Here is an 18,824-nt window from a genome sequence, read left to right on the forward strand (position 1 = left end):
GACATGGCTGACGCAACGATCAACACCCCCGCAGGGGATCCGGGTAGCACTGCGGGACTACAGCGCAGTTGGCTCCGGGGTGTGACGCACCCGGCCGGGGTCGACGGCGATCGTCAGCCGCATGCCAGTCGTCAAGACCCTCACCCTCACCCTGACCGCGCTCGGCGTACCGGTGCTGTCGGCGCTCGGCGCTCCCCTGCTGACCGCCGAGGAGGCGACGCTGCCCGCGCCCGACACCGCCGGGTGGCGGGCCGACGCGGCCACTCTAGGGCTCGATCCCGCGACCGCCAGTCCTCGGGAGGTCGCCGAGTTCTTCGCCGCGCTCAACCCGGCTCAGCGCACCGCCCTGGCCCTACGCCATCCCGAAGTGGTCGCCGCGCTCGACGGCGCGCCCGCGTCCCTGCGGTTCACCGCCACCTCGGCCCTGCGACGCTCGGCCGACCAGCGCACCTTCCTCGCGTACGACCCGGCCGGTGACGGCCGCGCGGTCGAGGTCGTCGGCGACCTCGTGAACGCCCGGCGCATCGTCGTCATCGTGCCGGGCAGCGACACCACGCTGGCCGACTTCGACCGGGGTCTGGGCGGAGTCGCCCGGCGTGCGCCCGCCGTCCAGGCCCGGACCGTGGCCGACGCGGTCGACGATCCCGGCACGGCCGTGGTCGCCTGGCTCGGATACGACCCACCGGAGGGCTTCGGCAAGGCCGCCGTCCGCGAGGACCGGGCCGAAGCGGGAGCGGCCGCGTTGACGAAGTTCGTCGAAGGGCTGGCCGTGACGAATCCGGCCGCGAAGGTGATCCTCGTAGGGCACAGCTACGGCACTGTCGTGATCGGACTGGCCGCACCGCACCTCGGTCCCACCGTCACCGACATCGCCGTCCTCGCCTCGCCGGGCCTCGGCGACGGCTTCCACACCACCGCCCGGCTCTGGGCCGCCCGCGCCGACAGCGACTGGATCGGCTGGATCCCCGGCATCCGGGTGGCCGGGCTCGGCCACGGCGCCGACCCGACCGGCGACGCCTACGGCGCCCGGCTGCTGCCCACCGGCAACGTCGACGGGCACGACGGCTACCTCGTGCCGGGGTCGCTGACGCTGGTCGCGCTGGCGGAGGTGATCAGAAACGCCTGAACCCCGGGCACACGGCCCGGGGTTCAGGATCGCACGTCGTCGACAGGCCGACCCGGCTTAGTCGGCTGAGTCGGGTCAGTCGAAGAGCTCCTCGAAGAAGCTGTGCTTTTTCTTCTTCTTGTGGTGGTAGTCGTGGCCGTAGCCGTCGCTGCCGTATCGGCGCTCCTCGTATCGCGGCTGCTGGTAGTGCTGCTGCTGATACTGCTGCTGGTGCTGAGGAGCCTGCTGATACTGCGGCGGTTGCGGTTGGGTCTGCGCGGGCTGCGGGGCCTGGCCGTAGAACGAGTTCTCCGCGTCGACGAGCTTCTCCAGCTCACCGCGGTCGAGGAAGATTCCCCGGCACTCGGAGCACTGATCCACCACCACCCCGCTGCGCTCGTATTGGCGCATCGCGCCTTGGCACTTCGGGCAGGTCATCTGCTGCATCCAAGTCACCCTAGCGGCCCGGCCTGGGAGTCGCCTGTGAAATCAGCGCCTGGCGTCGGCCTGCTCGCCCAGGACCAGCCAGGTGTGCGTGGTCCCGCTCAGGAAGGCCACCCAGTTCGCCCCGGCGTGCCGGGCGGTGACGACGAACCGTCCTCCGCCCAGGTGCACCGGCGTGGTGTCGCCGTCGGCGCCGACCTGCCAGCGCTGCTCGGTCGCCAGGTTGTAGCCGTAGACCCGCAGCGGGCTCGGGTCGGGCTGGTCGATGACGTCCTCCTGCTGCGTCCAGAACAACTTGCGGGAGTCGCCGCTGAACCGGGGCGTGGTGGCGAACCCGGACAGTTCCGCACCGCCGCCGCCCCAGGCGACGATGGTCGTCTCCTTGTTCGCCGCCAGGTCCAGCACCGTCAGGCAGTCGTCGTAGATGCCCCAGCAGTCGCCACCCGGGAAGGCGATCGACTTGCCGTCCGGCGACCAGTCCAGCGTGTTGGCCAGCCGGAGCTGGTCGAAGCCGGCCCGCGGGGCGGCCTTGGTCTCCCGGCCCGCCACGGTGAGGCGCCCGCTCTCGGCCGACGCCAGGCGCAGGATCGTCAGCATTCCGCTGTAGACACCCCCGGCCCGGTACGCCAGAAACCGCCCGTCCGGTGACCAGGCGGGACCGCCCGCGTCCAAGCCATGCGTCAATTCCGTGCGGTAGACGTTCTCCGGCCCGGCCCCGATGTACGCGACCGTGACGTTGCCGCTCTCGGCGTACGCTATCTCCGTCTTGTCGGGCGAGAGCCGCGGCCAGGCGGCGTGCCCCTGGCTGGAGACCTGGAAGGTCTTCGCCGCGGTACGCACCCAGACGTCGCCGCCGCGGATGAAGGCGATCGGGTCCGGCGGCGAGGCGGCGAACGCCTGAGCCGGCGTGATGGCGATGAGGCTGGCGACGGCCAGCGTGACGGCGCGGATGCGCATGAGGACCCCCGTGGCACAGATTGCGGCGTGACCTGCGGATCTCGCAGGTTACGCCGCATTCTTCCGGAGAGGACGGAAGGATCAGGAGCAGGCCACGCCGTTGAGCTTGAATCCGGTCGGCGTGCCGTTGGTGCCGCTGTAGGTCGCTTGGAAGCCGAAGCTCGCGGTGCCGCCGGTGGCCAGCGAGCCGTTCCAGCCGGCGTCCTTCGCGGTGACCGCGGTGCCCGACTGGGTCACCCCGGCGTTCCACGAGTTCGTGATGATCTGGCTGCCGGTGAACGTGAAGGTCAGCGTCCAGCCGTTGATGGCCGGGCCGCGGTTGGTGATCGTCACCGTGGCGGTGAAACCGTTGTTCCACTGGCTGTCCACCCGGTAGGCGACCGAGCAGGAGGTGCTCCCGGTGGGACTGGTGCTGGCGCTCGGGCTGGCGCTCGGGCTGGTGCTCGCGCTCGGGCTCGTGCTGGCGCTCGGGCTCGCGCTGGCACTGCGGCTCGAACTCGGGCTGGTCGTCGCGGTCGCGGTCGGGACCACCCCGTTCAGAGCCAGCTGGTACGCCAGATCGGGCACGAACGTCCCGGCGGACGCGGCGCACCCGTCGGCCTCGCCCGGCGGCTTGGCCCACACGAACGCGTCGACGGTCGCCTCACCGGTGTTGGTGGTCGGCGGCACGCCGACGCCCCGGCCGGACGGGTCGCACCACTCGCTGCCGTTCGGGCCCTTGCCGTTGCGGCTGACGTCGATCACCTGGTGCAGGTTCGCCGACCCGATCGCGTTCAGGACGTTCTTGCCGTACGCGATCTCGTCGGCGGTCCAGCGGAAGTTGGACACGTTGCTGTAGAAGCCGTCCGCACTGCGTACGCCGGCGTTGACGAGCCGCTGTGCCTGATCGGCGGCGCTGTTCCAGGCCGAGTGCCCGGCGTCCAGGTAGACCTTCGCGCTCGGGTTGTTCGCCTTGATCGTGCTGATCGCGTACGCCAGCGCCGAGTTGCGGTTGGCCAGTTCGGTGCTGCTGAGGCAGGTCTGCAGGGCGAGCGAGTCCGGCTCGAGCAGCACCACCGCCGTACGCGTGCCGAGCCCACGGGCGAACGAGTCGACCCACGAGCGGTACTGGGTGAAGTCCGGCGCACCACCGGCGCTGGCGCCACCGCAGTCGCGGTTGGGGATCTCGTAGACGATCGCCAGCGGGATCTGGTTGGCCGAGGCGGCCCCGGCCACGTACGCCGAGACCTCGGACTGGATCGTGCTGGGGTTCCAGCTGGCGAACCATCTGCCCTGCGGCTGGGCGCCGATCCGGTCCCGGATCAGGGCCGCCCGGGAATCGTTGGGGTTGGCCGCCAGCCACTGCAGGACCTTGCTGTTCGGGTCCTTGTAGAAGGTGCCGGTGAGCGTACCGGCGTAGGACGGTTCACCGCCGGCCAGCAGGCCGACGGCGGTGGCCGCGAGGGCGGCCGTCGCGGCGGCGATGATCGCCGCGAGCCTCGTGCGGGGGGACGAGTGCACGGGATTCTCCTTCATGGACGGACACTCCCATGGGCGTGGGAGCGCTCCCGGACCAATCTAAAGGCAACATCGAGATTGGGAAAGAGTCAACTCCCTCAATAACCTGCGATGTGAGATACCTAACCGACCGGTCGGTCTTATTTATTGCTACGCTCCGCGCATGACCCCCGCGATCAAGCTCACCGGCCGTCTGCTCGACGCCCTGTCGGTGACCGCGCCGCCGCTGGCCCGGCGACTGGCCTGGGAACTGTTCCGCCGGCCCGTCCGCCGCGCCCGCGTGCACCCCCATGAGCAGGCCGCCCACGCCGCCGCCGTCCGTGAGGACTACACGGTGGACGGCCTACGCGTCGCCGGGTATCGCTGGGGCGACGGCGACCGGCCCGTCCTGCTCCTGCACGGCTGGTCCTCCCGGGGCAGCCGATTCGCCGCCCTCGCCACCGAACTGGCCAAACGTGGCCACACCGCGATCGCCGTTGACGCACCCGGACACGGCGACTCCGGCGGCGACAGCACCACCGTCCCGCAGTACGCCCGCCTCGTCCACGCGATCCAGCAACGCCACGGCGACTTCCGCGGCATCGCCGGGCACTCCCTCGGCGTCCTCACCGCCTTCCACGCCCTGCGCACCGGCGTACGCGCCGACGCGATCGTCACGGTCAGCGGCATCGCCGACTTCGGCCACCTGCTCACGGAGTTCGCCCGGCGACTCCGGCTCCGCCCGCCGGTGACCGACGACGTCCGGCGACGGCTGGAGAAGCTCCTCGGCGACGACGACATCTGGACCCGGCTCAGCAGCGACCACCAGCCCGAACACGTCACCCAGCCGCTGCTGATCCTCCACGACGCCGACGACGACTTCGTCGGCGTCGACCACGCACACCGGCTGCACCAGGCCTACCCGCACTCCGAACTGGTCATCACCGAAGGCCTGGGCCACCGGGGCGTCCTCGCCGACCCGCGCATCTTCGGGCCGGCCGCCGAGTGGCTCAGCGCGCGAGCCGGCGCAGCACCACTCCGACGACCCCCAACAGCACCAGCGCCAGCCCGGTGATCCCCACGGCGAACATCAGCCGATTCCCCGGCCGGCCACCGTCGTCGCCCGCCAGCGTCTGCTCCTGATCACCGGACTTCTGATCCTCCGGCGGAGACGGCGACGGCCGCGCCGCCGGAACATACCGGCGCAGCGTCGTCGGGCCCGCCGGCTCGTCGCACGCCGTCACGAACGCCGACCCGTCCGGCGTGTACGCGATCGCCTCGCCCTGCTGCTCGTCGGGCAACGGAGTCGCCCGCGGCTCCTGGTCGGTCAGCGTCTTGACGATGTCGCCGTCGACCACGTCCCACTCGAACGCGTCGGCGTAAGTGCGCAGAACGACGTGCCGGCCGTCCGGGGACACCGCTCCCCCGGTCACCAGCCGTCGGCCGATGCTGTCCAGGAAGTTCGGCGTCTGCGAATCCGGCAGACGCACCGACCCCACCCGCTTCAACGGCACACCGTCCGCCGCCTTCGCCACCAGCGGCCCCGTCGGCACGAAGATCTCCGACCGCCCACTCAACTCCTTCGTCACGATGATCGGCGTACCGTCCGCAGCCAGCAGCAACGTCTCCGCGTCATGCGGCCCGTCCGGGTACGCCAACCGATGGATCACAGGGCTCTTCGCCCCCGGCGCCAGCTTCCAGAGCGCGACCGTCTTCCGGCGTACCGAGGCGTTGTAGTTGTCCCCGACGTCGGCGACCCACACCGTGCCGTCCTTCGCCAGGGTCAGATCCTCCGGATCACGCGCCGCCGCCGGATAGCCGATCGACTTCGTGAGCTTGCATTTCTTGTCCAGGTAGAAGATCCGGATCGCCGAGGGATCCCAGTTCGAGTCGTTGATCGCGATGTACCCCGACGCGGTCACCACCAGGCCGGACAGCTCGCTGACCCGGTCGTCGTTCACGACGCACGCAACCGACATCTCCCCCGGCTCGGCGTACGCCACCCCCGGGACGAGCGCCGCCGCCCCGGGAACGAGGGCCGTCAGCAGGAAGGTCAGGAGAGCCGCCGTGATCCGCACCCGACCAGTGTGGCAGCTCGGCTTGCGACCGGCCCGTACCGTGAGGGCGAGCCCTCCGGAGGCCACCATGATCACGTTCTATCGGGATGCGACGGTCGTGGTGACCTCCGCGTACCTGCAGATCGAGGACCGGCGCTGGCGCCTGTCCGACCTCGACTACGTGTGGCATGCCGAAAGCGCGGCGACCTGGCGCGTACGCAGTCGCACCGCCGGTCGCGGCGTCCTCAACACGATCATGACGCTGGCCGGGATCATCGGGCTCGTCATCCTCATCGCCTTCGTGTCGGCCGCGTACACGGAGGCGAACGTCGGCGGCGTCCACCTCCCCCGCAACACCCTCCTACTGCTGGCCTTCGTGCTCATGCTGGGCGGCTTCGGCTGGGCGATCTGGGAGTGGATGCTGCACCGCGTCGACGACAGCTACGACAAGGGCGACGCGGTGTACGAGATCTGGGCCTCCGCCGCCGGAACTGAGCTGCTGCTCCTACGCCTCGAGGACTACACCCGCTACGCCAAGATCTATCGCGCGATCGAGCGCGCCGTGGAGTATCAGCAGGAATGAGGACAGGGAGGGGCGGGACAGGGAGCGGTCAGCGGGGGGTGCGGCGGCGGAGGGTGGGGAGTTTGTCGAACGCGGCGGCCAGGCGGGCCGCCTGACCGAACGCCGCCTCCGGCCGGCTGGAGTCGCCGTCGAGGTGTGTCAGCGTCTGCATGCCCAGGTAGTACGCGACGGCGGCGCGGGCGGCGGTCGGCACGTTCACCAGGCGCCCCAACGGTTTGCCGCGCAGCAGCCGGCTCAGGATCTCCTCCGCGAGCAGTTCCCACTGCCGCGTCTGCGCCGCCATCGCGGCCGCCAGCGGGGATCCCGGGCGGGCGGCCGCGACGAGTTCCTGGACCGCCTCGATGTGCCCGGATTCGGCGTCTTCGGCGTACAGGGTGCGCAGTTTCTCGATGAGGGGCACCGCCTTGGTCACGTCGGCCAGCGCCGTGCGGTAGCGCTCCTCGCGCTGTTCGCTGGTGTACGCCGCGGTCGCCGTGAACACCTCGTCGAGGTCGGCGAAGTGGTAGTAGATGACGCCGGGGGCGAACCCGCCGAGGGCGGCGATCGACCGGGCGGTCGTCCCGGCGTACCCGTGGCTGGACAGCGCGAGGATCGCGGCTCGCAGGATGCGCTCCCGGGCCGCGATCCGGGGACCTGAGCTCATGGCACCGCCACCGGTTGAACGCCCGCGCGGGCCAGGTACGGGTCGAGGCGGCGCGCGAGTTCCGGCAGGTGATGACTCGGCACCTGCGGATACAGATGGTGTTCGAGGTGGTAGGTCAGTTCGAGGAAGATCGCGGGGATGATCCGGCCGCGCAGCGTGCGGGTCTGCTGGACCGGTTCGTCGCCGTAGCCGTGGTGCGGCAGGTAGACCGTGAGCAGCGGATACACCCAGCTCCCCACGATCGCCAGGATCGCGTAGACGAGCAGTCCGGGCGTGACCGGCCAGAGCAGGACTCCACCTACGACCGCGGCGACCGGGACGGCGGCTTCGACGAGCAGCCACATCCGGTCGCGCCGGCCCGACCGGCCGTACGCCCAGAGCCACAGCCGGACCAGGAAGACCGGTCCATACAGGACCGCGCCGAGGAACGACAGGTTCGCCGGGTAGCCCTCGGGGTCGTCCGGGCTCGGGAAGAGCCGGTGATGCTGCCGGTGCGTGATCCGGTACGCGTGCCCCGACTCCAGCAGCACCAGGCCGAGCGCGAACAGCCAGCGATCGGTCTCGGTCTCGGTCAGGCCGAGCGTCCGGTGCACGACGTCGTGCGTGACCGTGACCACGGCGACGAAGATCCCGAAGACGATCAGCGGCGTCAGCCACCACAGCCCCAGCCACACCGCGGCGGCGAAGGCGGCCACCCCCACATAGGGCCGGGCCAGGGCGAGCATGCGCTGGGACGGCGTCGTCACCAGCAGATCTTCGCCCAGCTCTCGCATCGTGGGCAACTTCATCTACCGCCGCCTTTCCCGGAGGATTCCGTCCGCGACGATCCGGCTGCCCAGGACGCAGGCGACGGTGCCGAGGCCGGGCCACGTCGAGTCGCCGGCCAGCCACAGTCCCCGGCCGCCCAGGTCGTGCGGGATCGCGTACTGGTTGCTGTTGCGCAGGCTCTGATGCGGGCCGCCGACCGCGCCGCCGGGGCGGAAGGCGTACCGCTCGAAGGCGCGCGGGGTGCCGACCTCGGCCACCACCGCCCGCTGCCCCAACGCCGGGTAGGCCCGCCGCGCCAGAGTGATCAACCGCTCGCCGATCTCCTTCTTGCGCTGGGCGTACCCCTCGGTGTCGAGACTGGACCAGGCGGACAGCGAGGTGTGCGTGGAGATCATGACGGCGCGGTGCCCCGGCGGCGCGCTGAGCGTGTCGCCGGGCGCGGACACCGAGACGAACATGTTCGTGCCGTCCCCGAACGGCCGCGCGTAGTCGTCGCAGAACTGGTGATGGGTGAGGCGGTGGCCGCCGACCTCCGCCTCGGGGACCCCCAGGAAGACGATCACCGCCCCTCCCAGCTCCCCCCGGTCCCGCTCCAGGTAGCGGGTCAGCCGCCGGGCCACCGGCAGGCCGCCGCACAGCGCCTGCGCGGTCGGCGCCGGCACCGCGAGCACCACCTGGTCTGCGCGGGTGACCCCCCGGCTCGTCTCGATCTGGAAACCCTGGCGCACGCGGTGGACCCGCGTCCCGGTCCGGTCCCGGCCGCCGAGCTGGCGATAGCGCGCCACGAGGGTACGCCAGAAGCCGTGCATGCCACCGTGATGCCTGGTCAGGCCGGCCCCGCGGATCGTGATGCCGAGCGCGGCATTGATGAGCGGTGCGCGCTCGACGGTGCTGTGCACAGTGTCCTCGACGAGCATGCCCAGCAGGGTCGTCAACGCCTGGTCCTGGTCGACCCGATGCCGCCGCATCGCCTGCGCGAGCGTCTCCCGCAGGCGCCGCGCCTCGCCGACGTTACGCAGCCCGACCGCCCTCAGGTTGTGCAGCACGTCGGCCGGTCGGCGCATGGGCAGCTTGACGCCGGCCCGGCTGGCCCGCCAGAAGACGTCGGCGAGGCGGTCCAGTTCGGCCCAGAACGCCTGGTGGTCCGCGTCGTCGCCGAACTTGGCGAGGCGTTCGGCGTGCCACTGGGCGGGATCACGATGGAGGGTGACCGTCCGGTCCGGCAGCCAGACCTCGTAGCCGGGCAGGTGCTCGCCCTCGATCGCCGGTACGCCGACGCTGTCGAGCAGTTCCGCGCCGACCCCACCGGGTTCGAAGTCGACCAGCGTGGTCGCGCCGACGTCGAACGAGAAGCCCCGATGCCGCCAGTAGCCCGCGCAGCCGCCGAGGTGGCCGTGCGCCTCGAAGAGCACCGTGGACAGACCGCTCGCCTGGAGCCGTAACGCGGTCGCCATGCCGGCCAGCCCACCGCCCACAATGGCCACATCGGTGTTCTGAACATCCGTTCTGAACATGTGTTCAGAGTGACCTCACGGCTGTGCCTTTGTCAATATCAGGCCTCCCGAGCGGCCGGTTCTTCGGTGGGAGGCTATGGTCGGGGCATGCGGCTGACCGTTCTCGGAGGTTGCGGCGCGTGGCCCGAACCGGCCTCCGCCTGCAGCGGGTTCCTCGTGGAGCACGACGGCTTCCGGCTGTTGCTCGACCTCGGCTACGCCACGCTGCCGCAGTTGCTCACCCACATCGCGGCCGACCAGGTCGACGCCGTGTACATCACGCACGGGCATCCCGACCACTGCTCGGACCTCAACCCGTTGCTGCGGGCGCGAGCGATCGGCAGCCCGGCCGCCGCCCCGCTGCCGATCTACACGCAACCGGGCGCGATCGACGCGGTGATGGCGTTGGACCGGCCCGGCTGGCTCGACGAGTACGCCGACATCCGCGAATTCACCGCCGGGGACGCCTTCGAGATCGGCCCGTTCCACGCCGTCACCGCGTTGCTGCCGCACTGGGTGCCCAACGCGGGCGTACGCCTGACCGCCGACGACCGCGCCCTCGTCTACACCGGCGACGGCGGTCCCGGTCAAGCCGTCGTCGACCTGGCCCGGGAGGCTCAGCTGCTGGTCGCCGAGGCGACGTACGCCGAAGCCGTGCCGGACGACGCGAAAGGCATGCTCACCAGTGCCGCCGAAGCGGCCGCGCAGGCGACCGAGGCGGGCGTCCGCGGCATGCTGCTCACGCACCTCGAACCGGGGACCGACCCGTACGCCGCCCGGGCGGCGGCCCGGCAGAACTTCTCCGGCCCGATCGGCGTCGCCACCCCGGGACTGGCGATCGAGTTCTGACCGGTCCCTAGCGGCTGGTCCAGCCGCCGTCGATGACGACGGTCTCCCCGGTGATGAGGGAGGCGGCCGGGGAGGCGAGGAAGACCACGACCCCGGCGACCTCGATCGGCTCGCCGATGCGATGCAACGCCGCCACCCGTTCCAGCACATCCGCCCGGAACTTCTCGTCGGCCAGCACCTCGGCGGTGCCCGGCGTACGCACGAAGGTCGGCGCCACCGCGTTGACGGTGATCCCGTACCGCCCCCATTCCACGGCGAGGCATTTCGTCAAGTGCGCGATGGCCGCCTTGGTCATGCAGTAGATCGCCTCGCCCGGCAGCGCCACGATGCCCGCCTGCGAGCCGAGGTTGACGATGCGCCCGTAGCCCTGCCGGATCATCACCCGGCCCGCGGCCTGGCTCGCGAAGAAGGTGCCCTTGAGGTTCACCGCGAGCGTCCGGTCGAAGTCGGCCTCGACGACGTTCTCGGCGAGATTCTCCGGCGCGATCCCGGCGTTGTTGACGAGGATGTCCAATCGGCCGAACTCTGCGACGGCTGCGGCCACGGCCGGTTCGATCTGGTCGATCCGCGCCACGTCCATCTGCACCCGCAGCGCACGCCGCCCGCGAGCGGCGATCTCCTCGGCCAGCCCGCCGTCGGCGGTCACGTCCCGCAGCCCGAGCACCACGTCGGCGCCGGCCTCGGCGAGCGCGAGCGAGATCGCCCGGCCGAGGCCTCGGGCCGCACCGGTGACGAGGGCGACCTGATCGCGTACGTCGAAGCGAGGAAGAGCGGCGTCCGTCATGGACCTCAGCCTAGAGGTCCAGCCGTCAGCGCTTCTTCGCCCGCTCCTCACGACGCGTACGCACCGAGATGTCGATCGGGCTGCCTTCGAAGCCGAACTCCTCGCGCAGCCGCCGCTCGATGAACCGGACATATCCGGCGTCCAGCGGTCCAGTGGAGAAGACGACGAAGCGCGGCGGAGCCACCCCCGCCTGCGTCGCGAAAAGCACTCGCGGCGCCTTGCCACCTCGCACCGGGTGCGGCGTGGCCTGCACCAGCGCGGTCAGCCACTGGTTGAGCTGCCCGGTCGGGATGCGCTGCTCCCAACTGGCCAACGCCGTCCGCAGCGCAGGAGCGAGCTTCTCGACGGCTCGCCCGGTCCGCGCGGAGACGTTGATCCGGGCCGCCCACGGGATGCGCTTGAGCTCCCGCTCGATCTCCTTGTCGAGGTACCAGCGACGGTCGGCGTCGACGAGGTCCCACTTGTTGAACGCGATGACCAGCGCCCGACCGGCCTCGACCACCATGGTGAGCAGTCGTTGATCCTGCTCGCTGATGACCTCGCTCGAGTCGAGCAGCACGATGGCGACCTCGGCGGCCTCGATGGCGGCCTGCGTCCGCAGTGAGGCGAAGTACTCGGTGCCGCTCGCCTGCCCGGCTCGCTTGCGCAGCCCGGCGGTGTCGACGAACTGCCACACCTCGCCGCCCACGGTGACCAGCGAGTCGACGGGGTCCACAGTGGTCCCGGCGACCGAGTCGACGACCGAGCGCTCTTCGCCCGACAACTTGTTGAGCAGGCTCGACTTGCCGACGTTGGGCCGCCCGACGAGGGCCACCCGGCGCGGGCCGCGCGGACGGTCCTCGACGATCGCCGGCGCCTCCGGGATCGCGGCGAGGATGGCGTCGAGCAGGTCGCCCGATCCCCGGCCGTGCAGGGCGGAGACCGGCTGCGGCTCGCCGAGGCCCAGCGACCACAGACTGGTCGCCTCGACCTCGATCGCGTTGTTGTCGGCCTTGTTCGCGACCAGGATCACCGGCTTGCGGCTGGCCCGGAGCATGCGGACGGCGGCCTCGTCGACGTCGGTGGCCCCGACGGTCGCGTCGACCACGAACACCACGACGTCGGCCGTCTCGACGGCGATCTCCGCCTGCCGGGCGACCGCGGCCGCGCGGTCCTTCGCGTCGGGCTCCCAGCCGCCGGTGTCCACCACGGTGAACTGACGGCCGTTCCAGTACGCGTCGTAGGCCACCCGGTCCCGGGTGACCCCTGGCTTGTCCTCGACGACCGCCTGGCGACGGCCGATGAAGCGGTTGACCAGCGTCGACTTGCCGACGTTGGGGCGGCCGACGACGGCGACCACCGGGTTCACCGGCGCGGGACCGTCAGCGGAGCCGACGTCCTCGACCCACTCGAAATCTTCGGACACAGTTGTCACTCCAGGAGCCTTCACTTGTCGAGGAGGCGCAGCAGCTCGGCGACGACCTCGTCGATGCCCAGCTCGGTGCTGTCCAGGACGACCGCGTCGGCGGCCTGCTTGAGCGGGTCGGTCTTGCGGGTCGAGTCGAGGTGGTCGCGGCGGCGCAGGTCGGCGGCGGTCGCGGCGTGGTCGGCGGCGTGCTCGGCACTGCGCCGGGCGGCCCGCGCGTGCTCGGAGGCGGTCAGGTAGACCTTCAGGTCGGCCGTGGGCGCGACCACGGTGCCGATGTCCCGGCCCTCGACCACGATGCGGCCCGCCTCGGCGATGATCTGCCGCTGCAGGTCCACGAGGAGCTGGCGGACGGCGGGGACGGCTGCGACGGCGGAGACCGCCTGGGTGACCTCCTGCCCCCGGATCGGGCCGTCGACGTTCACTCCGTCGACGCTGATCGACGGAGCGGCCGGATCGGTGACGATCTCCAGGGCGGCCGCGCTCACGATCTTGTAGATGCCGTCCGGGTCGGTCAGCTGCGCGTCCGCCTGCAGCACGGCCCAGGTGGCGGCCCGGTACATCGCCCCGGTGTCCAGGTAGCGGGCGTCCAGCTTCGTCGCGAGCCGGCGCGACACCGTCGACTTGCCCGATCCGGACGGTCCGTCCACCGCCACGACCAGCGTCTGCGTCACGCCTGCCTCCCGCTTCCGCTCGCGGCCCATCGCCGCTCCACCGTCCCATTCTGCCCGGTCCCGGCCGCGAGGTCCGCGTCAGGCCACCGGAACGTGCCGGACATCTCCTCATGTCCCTTTCTGATACGCCGAAAGCAGCGCTCGGACGGGTCAGCTGCGTCCCACCGCCACTCCATCCCAAGGTCGTCGGCAGCCGACGTTCTTGGGGCATTTGGCAAGCTGGTCGTCGGCAGCCGACGATCTTGCGACGTCCAGCGGCCGGCGACCAGCCGCCGGACCGGCCGCCGAAAGGGCCGCGTCGGTCAGGACGGGTGCTGGGCGAGGTCGGAGTCCGGAACCGGGCGCGGGCGGGGTCCGGGGATCGGCCGTGGACGGCCGACGGCGAGCGTAGCGGCGCCGACGGCGAGCGCGAGGAGGCCGCCGACCGGCCAGACGAGGGCCGCCGAGTGCGCGTACAGGGCGGTGCCGAGCGCCGGGCTCAAGGTCATGCCGGCGATCGACGCCGCACCGTAGAGGCTCTGGTAGCGCCCGGCCATCCCGTCGGGGGCGGCGTCGGCGGCGTACGCGGTCGCAGTGGGCTTGTAGAGCATCTCCCCCACCGTCACGACGATCATCATGGCGACCGCCGCGATCAAGCCCAGTCCCGTACCGAGCAGCAGGTAGCCGGCTCCGACGAGCAGGAAGCCGACCCCGATGACGGCGACCGCCGAGTGCGCGCGCAGGCGTACCGCCAGAGCCGCCTCGGCGAGCACGATGAGCACGCAGTTGAGCGAGATCAGCAATCCGTAGGCGGCCGTCGGCTGGCCGTGGTCGCGGAGCCAGAGTGGCAGCACGGTGTATTGCAGCCGGTAGACGGAGTCGATGGCGACGATCGCCGCGAGCAGCGCGAGGATCCCGGGCCGGGCGCGCAGAGCCTCGATGAGGCCGCCGCGCGGCCGGGACGCCCCGGCGGCGACGGCCGGGCGCGGCACTCGGCTGAAGATGACGACCCAGAGGATCGCGCTGGTCACGGCGTCGAAGACGAACAGCAGCCCGAAGTCGTACGCCGCGAACAGCGCGCCGAGCGGCGGGCCGACGATGGTCCCCGCGTTGGAGACCGAGCGGGACAGGGCGATGCCGACCCGGCGCAGCTCGGCCGGGATGGCGGTGGCGACCAGGGCGCTGCCGACCGGCCGGTTGATCCCGCCGATGGCCCCGGCGACCGCGATCAGCACCGGCAGCGCCGCGACCGGCGTGATCGGCACCAGCGCGCAGCACACGACCCAGCCGCCGACCGCGATCAGCATCGTGCGCCGCAGCCCGAATCGGTCGCCGATCCAGCCGCCGCCGAGATTGCCGGCGATCACCCCGACCCCGTACGCCGCCGTGACGAGCCCGGCGGTCGGCGCGCTCATGCCGCGGTCGACGACCAGGTAGAGGGTCATGTAGAGCCAGGCCAGCGACCCGGCGGCGCTGACGAACTGGCCGATCATCAGGACGCGCAGCCAGCCGGGCAGGCGGCGGAGGGTGTGGACGACGTCGCGCACGGCAGCCTCCCCAGGCCATCTTTGAGTTCCCAATGGGAACTTACCAGACCGCCCGGCTACCGGCCCGCCCGCAGGTACGCGTTCGACAAGGCCAGCGCGGTGACGCTGAAGACGACGCCCAGGTAGACCGGGAAGAGGTGCTCGAAGGAGGTGTATCCGATTCCCTTGTGGATGATGAGGGCCGGGGCGAAGCCGGCGGTCGCCGCGCCGGCGAGCGTCCACCACACCCACGCCTCGCCCCGCCGCCAGCCCCACAGGCTGAGCAGCACGATCGACGCCGCCGTGGCCATCAGCAGCCCGCCGAACCCGGCCCGGTCGTGGGCGATGAACGGGGCCAGGCGCGGATTCGCCGCGTCCAGGAACGCCGGATCGGTCCCCAGGAAGACCAGGTCGGTGTCGACGAAGACGCCGGTGAGCCCGACGATCGACACGGTGGCGCCGCCGGCGAACAAGCCGATGCCCGTGACGATCAGCAGCAGCTGTCCAGCCAGCGCCCGGCGGCGTTCCGGCTCCGGGCCCTCCGGCGCGACCGTCCAGCGGGCCACCGCCGGACGCCGCCAGGTGGCGAGCAGGAACATCGGGAAGAGCACGATCGCCAGCGCGGTGTGCAGGGGCTCGACGAATCCGGTGCCGAGGAAGTAGAGCAGCGTGGGGAAGCCGATGAGCCCCGAGATCAGGTACGCCGCCCGCGCCCACGGCCAGCCGCGCCGGATGCCGCCCCAGGCGAGCCCGGTGTAGAGGATGCCGATCGCGACCATGCCGCCCGCCATCGTGATCCGGTCGTGTTGCAGGAAATGGGCGAGCCGGGCGTTCACAGCGTCCACATCAGATAGATTCATACCGAGGAAGTCCTGGTCGTACCAGAGCAGCACCGGACCGAGCGTGATCCCCGCCGCCACCAGCCCGCCACCGGTCATGGCCAGCCCGACGATCAGCCCCCACACCCAGGCCGGCCAGCGGCGCGGGTCGAGCCCGGCGTCTCGCAACCCGGGTGCGGGCGAAGTGGGCTGGCGGGCCTCGATCACCCGCTGGAACCAGCCCGGCCCGGCTTCGAGCAGGACGGCCGGGGGCGCCAGCACAGTCGCCGACTCGTCGGCCAGGGCGGTCAGCGCCCCGTCGATCGACGGCTCGGTGAGGCGTACGAGGTCGGGCGGGTCGCCGACGATCACGCGGTCGACCAGCGGCGCGAGCTGCTCGGCCACCTCCGCCGTGGTGGCCCGGCCGATAACCTCACAGCGGCGGCCGGTCAGCGCTGCGCGTACGGCTGGAAGATCTGCGGCCTCGACGGGACCGATCTCGATCACCGAGGCCCCCTGCACCGGCAGCGCCCTGATCGCGTCCCGGGCCACGCTCACCGGCACGCTGGCCCCGAACCGGCCGGCCAGATCAGCCGGAACCGCAGGGTGGTCGAAGACCGCCGAGACGGCCCTGGCCCCGCCCGGCAGTGAGACGAGCGTGGCCAAGCCGTGCAACGCTGCGCGCTGCGATCTGCGTACGCCCAGCACAGCGGCCGCGAGCGGGCGCAGAGGATGGTAGGTCCAGTCCGGCATGCGCCAGATGGTCACACATCCCAGCGCAGCACGGGGGCCAGCCCTCGCAAGGTCAGCGCGGGCGGGATCAGCCGGGCGACCAGGTTGCGGCCCAGCACGCCCGCCGGCGAAGCCAGTTGACCGACCTGGCCCAGCCGCCGGGACCGCCGCACGATCATCTGCGTACGCCGTCGCCGCAGCCCGTCGTAGCGGGCCAGCGCGGTGGGCACGTCCTCGGCGGCGGTCACACAGCGGGCGAGCGTGACCGCGTCCTCCAGCGCCTGGCACGCGCCCTGTCCCAGGTTGGGCGTCATGGCGTGGGCGGCGTCGCCCAGGTACGCGACCCGGCCGCTGACGAAGCTGGGCAGGTCCGGCAGGTCGGTGATGTCGTGGCGCAGCACCGCCTCCGGGCCGGTCGCCGCCAGCAGCGCCGGAATGGGCTCGGGCCAGTCGCCGAAGCGCCGCAGCAGCTCGGCGTACTCGCCGTCCGGGGACCGTCCACCGGCCGGGACGGTGGCCGTGGCGAAGCAGTAGAACCGGCCGCCGGTCATCGGCGCGAAGCCGAACCGTTCGCCGCGGCCCCAGGTGACCGCGCCGTCGGCGGGCGCGTCGTACGCCGTGATCATCCGCCAGGCGGTGTAGCCGGCGTATCGGGGCTCGTAGCCGGGCAGCAGACGCCGGCGCAGCGTACTGGTGGCTCCGTCGGCCGCGACGACCAGCGGGGCGGCCGGCACGTCGTCGACCTCGGTCCCCAGCTGGAGCACACCGTCCGGCAGCGCGTCGCGCAGTAGGCGTACCAGGTCGGCTCGATGCACGACGACCATCGGATACCCGTACGCCCGGCTGATCTCGGCCGCCGACGACCGGGACAGCCATCGTCCCCACCGATCCCGGATGCCGCCCTGGGCCTCGACCGCACCGAGCCCAAGCACCTCGTCTGCCAGGCCCAAGGCGGCCAGCGCGCGGATCGCGTTCGGCCACAGCGACAGGCCGGCGCCGATCTCGGTGATCTGCGGCGCACGCTCGAAGACGCGTACGCCCCAGCCCGCCCGATGCAGGGCGAGCGCCGCGGCCAGGCCGCCGATGCCGCCGCCGACGACGGCCGCCTCGCCGGACGGCGTCATCGCGAGTACAGGGTGGACCGGAACCGGGGTTCGAACCCGGCGGCGAGGTAGATCCGTTCGGCCACCGTGTCCGGCTCGACCTGCAGGGTCAGCCGCTCGTCGCCCCGGGCGTACGCGTCGGCCCGGATGCGGTCGAGCAGCCGGGCGGCGTAGCCGCGGCGGCGGAACTCCGGCCGGGTGGCGACCGCGTACACCCCGCAGACGCCGTCGGTCACGACGGTGAGCGCCACAGCCGCCGGTACGCCCCCGGATCGCAGGACGTAGAAGGTCTGTGCCGGATCGGCGTAGTTGCCCCGGGCCTCCTCCGCGAGGAACTGCCGCCACCAGGCGAGGTCCTCCTCGGAATCCCCGGGCTCGGCGAAGCCGGCCGTCTGGGCGGCGGCGAACGCGTCCGCGTCGGCGTCCGAGGCGACGACGTCCACCGTGACGCCGCCGGGCAGGGCCGCCGCAGCGCCGGGCCGCACCGGGGCATCCAGGTAGGACAGCTCACTCGACAGGCGGAAGCCGAGGTCGGCGAGCCGGGGCGGCCAGGACTCGTCGCTCCAGGAGAAGAGCCGCACGGTCGTCACCTCCGGCGGGACCTCCGTGTCCGGCATCAGCGGCGCCCACCACGACAGGAAGTCGGCCCGCCCGGCCAGCTCGATGGCCGCACCCTTGCGGTGCAGTACGCCCCGCTGCGCCCCCATGAAGGCGAAGTGGTTCTCGGCCAGCGCGCTGTCGGCGTAATCAGGGAACAAGGAGAGCCTCCGCTCCGACCGGTTCATAGCCGGCGGCCAGGAACGCCCGGACCGAGGCGGCGTTGCCGGGCGCGATCTGCGCCCACACCGGCCGCTCCCCGGGCACGAGATGCCGGGCGGCCAGCGCCAGCGTCCGGCCCAGACCCCGGTCGCGGGCCTGCGGTTCGACCTCCACCGCCACCTCCCAGCGCCCGGCCAGGCCCCGGCCGACGACCAGGACACCCCGCCCGGACTCCGTCTCCCAGACGCGTACCTCATCACGGTAGCGGTGCGCCCGGCGTACCCGTGGGTGGTCCGAATCAGAAACTTCGCGCAGCGTGAGCGGCGGCGGGCCCGGCAGGTGCGCGGACATCAGCACGATGTCGATGTTGTTGACGCGGCGCGCGAGCTTGTCCTCCAGCGCGCGCAGGAAGGGCGGGTTGAGCGGCGCGGACAGGTCCTCCTCGGGCAGCTCCGCCGCGACCCAGGCCGGGTCCACGTCGGCCGCGACGATGGACACGCCGGGGAAGGCGACCACGGCCGCCGCGCGAGGGCCGGGTTGCGGCGCGGTCAGGTACCACCGGTCGGCCGGGATCCAGTCCCCGGCCTCGACCAGCGCGATGGCGTCTGCGAGATCCATCGCGTCACCGTAGACGACGAGGCCGCCGCGACACGTGATCGGGTCTTCGGT

Annotated in this window: 19 protein-coding genes; 4 read left to right on the forward strand and 15 right to left on the reverse strand. The window is 71.9% G+C overall.

The genetic code is table 11. The features are described from left to right. Positions 1 to 121 precede the first annotated feature (121 nt). Positions 122 to 1,126: an alpha/beta hydrolase gene (locus tag AB0H43_RS37520; protein ID WP_360008016.1), complete on the forward strand. Its 1,005-nt coding sequence runs from the start codon at positions 122 to 124 to the stop codon at positions 1,124 to 1,126. Between the two features lie 75 nt (positions 1,127 to 1,201). On the opposite strand, the gene AB0H43_RS37525 is transcribed toward AB0H43_RS37520, so the two are convergent. From AB0H43_RS37525 to AB0H43_RS37535, 3 genes are all read right to left on the reverse strand, one after another. Next, entirely contained in the window at positions 1,202 to 1,552 is a 351-nt protein-coding gene (locus AB0H43_RS37525; RefSeq protein WP_360008018.1) for a zf-TFIIB domain-containing protein, read from the reverse strand. A gap of 42 nt (positions 1,553 to 1,594) precedes the next feature. Continuing rightward, positions 1,595 to 2,506 (reverse strand): hypothetical protein, encoded by a 912-nt coding sequence (locus tag AB0H43_RS37530; protein WP_360008021.1) that lies wholly within the window; start codon positions 2,504 to 2,506, stop codon positions 1,595 to 1,597. Positions 2,507 to 2,587: 81 nt separating this feature from the next. Continuing rightward, entirely contained in the window at positions 2,588 to 4,006 is a 1,419-nt protein-coding gene (locus AB0H43_RS37535) for a glycoside hydrolase family 6 protein (protein ID WP_360008023.1), read from the reverse strand. Between the two features lie 160 nt (positions 4,007 to 4,166). On the opposite strand from AB0H43_RS37535, the gene AB0H43_RS37540 reads away from it, so the two are divergent. Further along, entirely contained in the window at positions 4,167 to 5,057 is an 891-nt protein-coding gene (locus AB0H43_RS37540; RefSeq protein ID WP_360008025.1) for an alpha/beta hydrolase, read from the forward strand. Here AB0H43_RS37540 and AB0H43_RS37545 read toward each other — a convergent pair. After that, entirely contained in the window at positions 4,993 to 6,060 is a 1,068-nt protein-coding gene (locus AB0H43_RS37545; protein WP_360008028.1) for a hypothetical protein, read from the reverse strand. The two genes, AB0H43_RS37540 and AB0H43_RS37545, sit on opposite strands and share 65 nt — an antisense overlap. A gap of 67 nt (positions 6,061 to 6,127) precedes the next feature. Here AB0H43_RS37545 and AB0H43_RS37550 point away from each other — a divergent pair, with 67 nt between their 5' ends. Beyond that, entirely contained in the window at positions 6,128 to 6,622 is a 495-nt protein-coding gene (locus AB0H43_RS37550; protein ID WP_360008031.1) for a DUF6232 family protein, read from the forward strand. 28 nt (positions 6,623 to 6,650) lie between these two features. On the opposite strand, the gene AB0H43_RS37555 is transcribed toward AB0H43_RS37550, so the two are convergent. From AB0H43_RS37555 to AB0H43_RS37565, 3 genes are read right to left on the reverse strand one after another with little or no spacing between them, the layout of a single operon-like run. Beyond that, positions 6,651 to 7,265: a TetR/AcrR family transcriptional regulator gene (locus AB0H43_RS37555; RefSeq protein WP_360008034.1), complete on the reverse strand. Its 615-nt coding sequence runs from the start codon at positions 7,263 to 7,265 to the stop codon at positions 6,651 to 6,653. Continuing rightward, complete coding sequence (locus AB0H43_RS37560) at positions 7,262 to 8,053, reverse strand: fatty acid desaturase (protein ID WP_360008037.1); 792 nt, start codon at positions 8,051 to 8,053, stop codon at positions 7,262 to 7,264. The genes AB0H43_RS37555 and AB0H43_RS37560 overlap by 4 nt, the downstream gene beginning before the upstream one ends. Next, positions 8,054 to 9,547 (reverse strand): NAD(P)/FAD-dependent oxidoreductase, encoded by a 1,494-nt coding sequence (locus tag AB0H43_RS37565; RefSeq protein WP_360008040.1) that lies wholly within the window; start codon positions 9,545 to 9,547, stop codon positions 8,054 to 8,056. A gap of 87 nt (positions 9,548 to 9,634) precedes the next feature. Here AB0H43_RS37565 and AB0H43_RS37570 point away from each other — a divergent pair, with 87 nt between their 5' ends. Further along, complete coding sequence (locus AB0H43_RS37570) at positions 9,635 to 10,375, forward strand: MBL fold metallo-hydrolase (protein ID WP_360008042.1); 741 nt, start codon at positions 9,635 to 9,637, stop codon at positions 10,373 to 10,375. A 7-nt stretch (positions 10,376 to 10,382) separates the two neighbouring features. Here the strand turns inward: AB0H43_RS37570 and AB0H43_RS37575 are convergent, their stop codons facing one another. From AB0H43_RS37575 to AB0H43_RS37610, 8 genes are all read right to left on the reverse strand, one after another. Beyond that, positions 10,383 to 11,159 carry a glucose 1-dehydrogenase gene (locus AB0H43_RS37575; RefSeq protein ID WP_360008045.1) on the reverse strand — a complete coding sequence of 259 codons (777 nt, stop codon included), beginning with the start codon at positions 11,157 to 11,159 and terminating at the stop codon, positions 10,383 to 10,385. 25 nt (positions 11,160 to 11,184) lie between these two features. Next, entirely contained in the window at positions 11,185 to 12,507 is a 1,323-nt protein-coding gene (der, locus tag AB0H43_RS37580; RefSeq protein ID WP_360008120.1) for a ribosome biogenesis GTPase Der, read from the reverse strand. Positions 12,508 to 12,584: 77 nt separating this feature from the next. Continuing rightward, positions 12,585 to 13,238, reverse strand: coding sequence for a (d)CMP kinase (cmk, locus tag AB0H43_RS37585; protein ID WP_360008048.1), 654 nt, complete (start codon positions 13,236 to 13,238; stop codon positions 12,585 to 12,587). A 302-nt stretch (positions 13,239 to 13,540) separates the two neighbouring features. After that, positions 13,541 to 14,764 (reverse strand): MFS transporter, encoded by a 1,224-nt coding sequence (locus AB0H43_RS37590; protein WP_360008050.1) that lies wholly within the window; start codon positions 14,762 to 14,764, stop codon positions 13,541 to 13,543. Between the two features lie 56 nt (positions 14,765 to 14,820). Next, complete coding sequence (locus tag AB0H43_RS37595) at positions 14,821 to 16,314, reverse strand: hypothetical protein (protein ID WP_360008052.1); 1,494 nt, start codon at positions 16,312 to 16,314, stop codon at positions 14,821 to 14,823. Positions 16,315 to 16,325: 11 nt separating this feature from the next. Continuing rightward, complete coding sequence (locus tag AB0H43_RS37600; RefSeq protein WP_360008054.1) at positions 16,326 to 17,417, reverse strand: FAD-dependent monooxygenase; 1,092 nt, start codon at positions 17,415 to 17,417, stop codon at positions 16,326 to 16,328. Then, the gene (locus AB0H43_RS37605; RefSeq protein ID WP_360008057.1) at positions 17,414 to 18,154 is read right to left on the reverse strand and encodes a GNAT family N-acetyltransferase; all 741 of its coding nucleotides are present in this window, start codon (positions 18,152 to 18,154) and stop codon (positions 17,414 to 17,416) included. Before AB0H43_RS37605 ends, AB0H43_RS37600 begins: the two co-directional genes overlap by 4 nt. Next, positions 18,144 to 18,773, reverse strand: coding sequence for a GNAT family N-acetyltransferase (locus tag AB0H43_RS37610; protein ID WP_360008060.1), 630 nt, complete (start codon positions 18,771 to 18,773; stop codon positions 18,144 to 18,146). Before AB0H43_RS37610 ends, AB0H43_RS37605 begins: the two co-directional genes overlap by 11 nt. Positions 18,774 to 18,824 lie beyond the last annotated feature (51 nt).

The sequence above is a fragment of the Hamadaea sp. NPDC050747 genome, assembly GCF_040654195.1.
Classification (GTDB): Bacteria; Actinomycetota; Actinomycetes; order Mycobacteriales; family Micromonosporaceae; genus Hamadaea.

Excerpts from the sequence above, each read along its gene's own strand:
- AB0H43_RS37560 (WP_360008037.1), bottom strand. The coding sequence starts at position 8,053 with ATGAAGTTGCCCACGATGCGAGAGCTGGGCGAAGATCTGCTGGTGACG.
- AB0H43_RS37610 (WP_360008060.1), bottom strand. The coding sequence starts at position 18,773 with ATGGATCTCGCAGACGCCATCGCGCTGGTCGAGGCCGGGGACTGGATC.
- AB0H43_RS37530 (WP_360008021.1), bottom strand. The coding sequence starts at position 2,506 with ATGCGCATCCGCGCCGTCACGCTGGCCGTCGCCAGCCTCATCGCCATC.
- AB0H43_RS37570 (WP_360008042.1), top strand. The coding sequence starts at position 9,635 with ATGCGGCTGACCGTTCTCGGAGGTTGCGGCGCGTGGCCCGAACCGGCC.
- AB0H43_RS37565 (WP_360008040.1), bottom strand. The coding sequence starts at position 9,547 with ATGTTCAGAACGGATGTTCAGAACACCGATGTGGCCATTGTGGGCGGT.
- AB0H43_RS37540 (WP_360008025.1), top strand. The coding sequence starts at position 4,167 with ATGACCCCCGCGATCAAGCTCACCGGCCGTCTGCTCGACGCCCTGTCG.
- AB0H43_RS37550 (WP_360008031.1), top strand. The coding sequence starts at position 6,128 with ATGATCACGTTCTATCGGGATGCGACGGTCGTGGTGACCTCCGCGTAC.
- AB0H43_RS37555 (WP_360008034.1), bottom strand. The coding sequence starts at position 7,265 with ATGAGCTCAGGTCCCCGGATCGCGGCCCGGGAGCGCATCCTGCGAGCC.
- AB0H43_RS37525 (WP_360008018.1), bottom strand. The coding sequence starts at position 1,552 with ATGCAGCAGATGACCTGCCCGAAGTGCCAAGGCGCGATGCGCCAATAC.
- AB0H43_RS37575 (WP_360008045.1), bottom strand. The coding sequence starts at position 11,159 with ATGACGGACGCCGCTCTTCCTCGCTTCGACGTACGCGATCAGGTCGCC.
- AB0H43_RS37600 (WP_360008054.1), bottom strand. The coding sequence starts at position 17,417 with ATGACGCCGTCCGGCGAGGCGGCCGTCGTCGGCGGCGGCATCGGCGGC.
- AB0H43_RS37595 (WP_360008052.1), bottom strand. The coding sequence starts at position 16,314 with ATGCCGGACTGGACCTACCATCCTCTGCGCCCGCTCGCGGCCGCTGTG.
- AB0H43_RS37520 (WP_360008016.1), top strand. The coding sequence starts at position 122 with ATGCCAGTCGTCAAGACCCTCACCCTCACCCTGACCGCGCTCGGCGTA.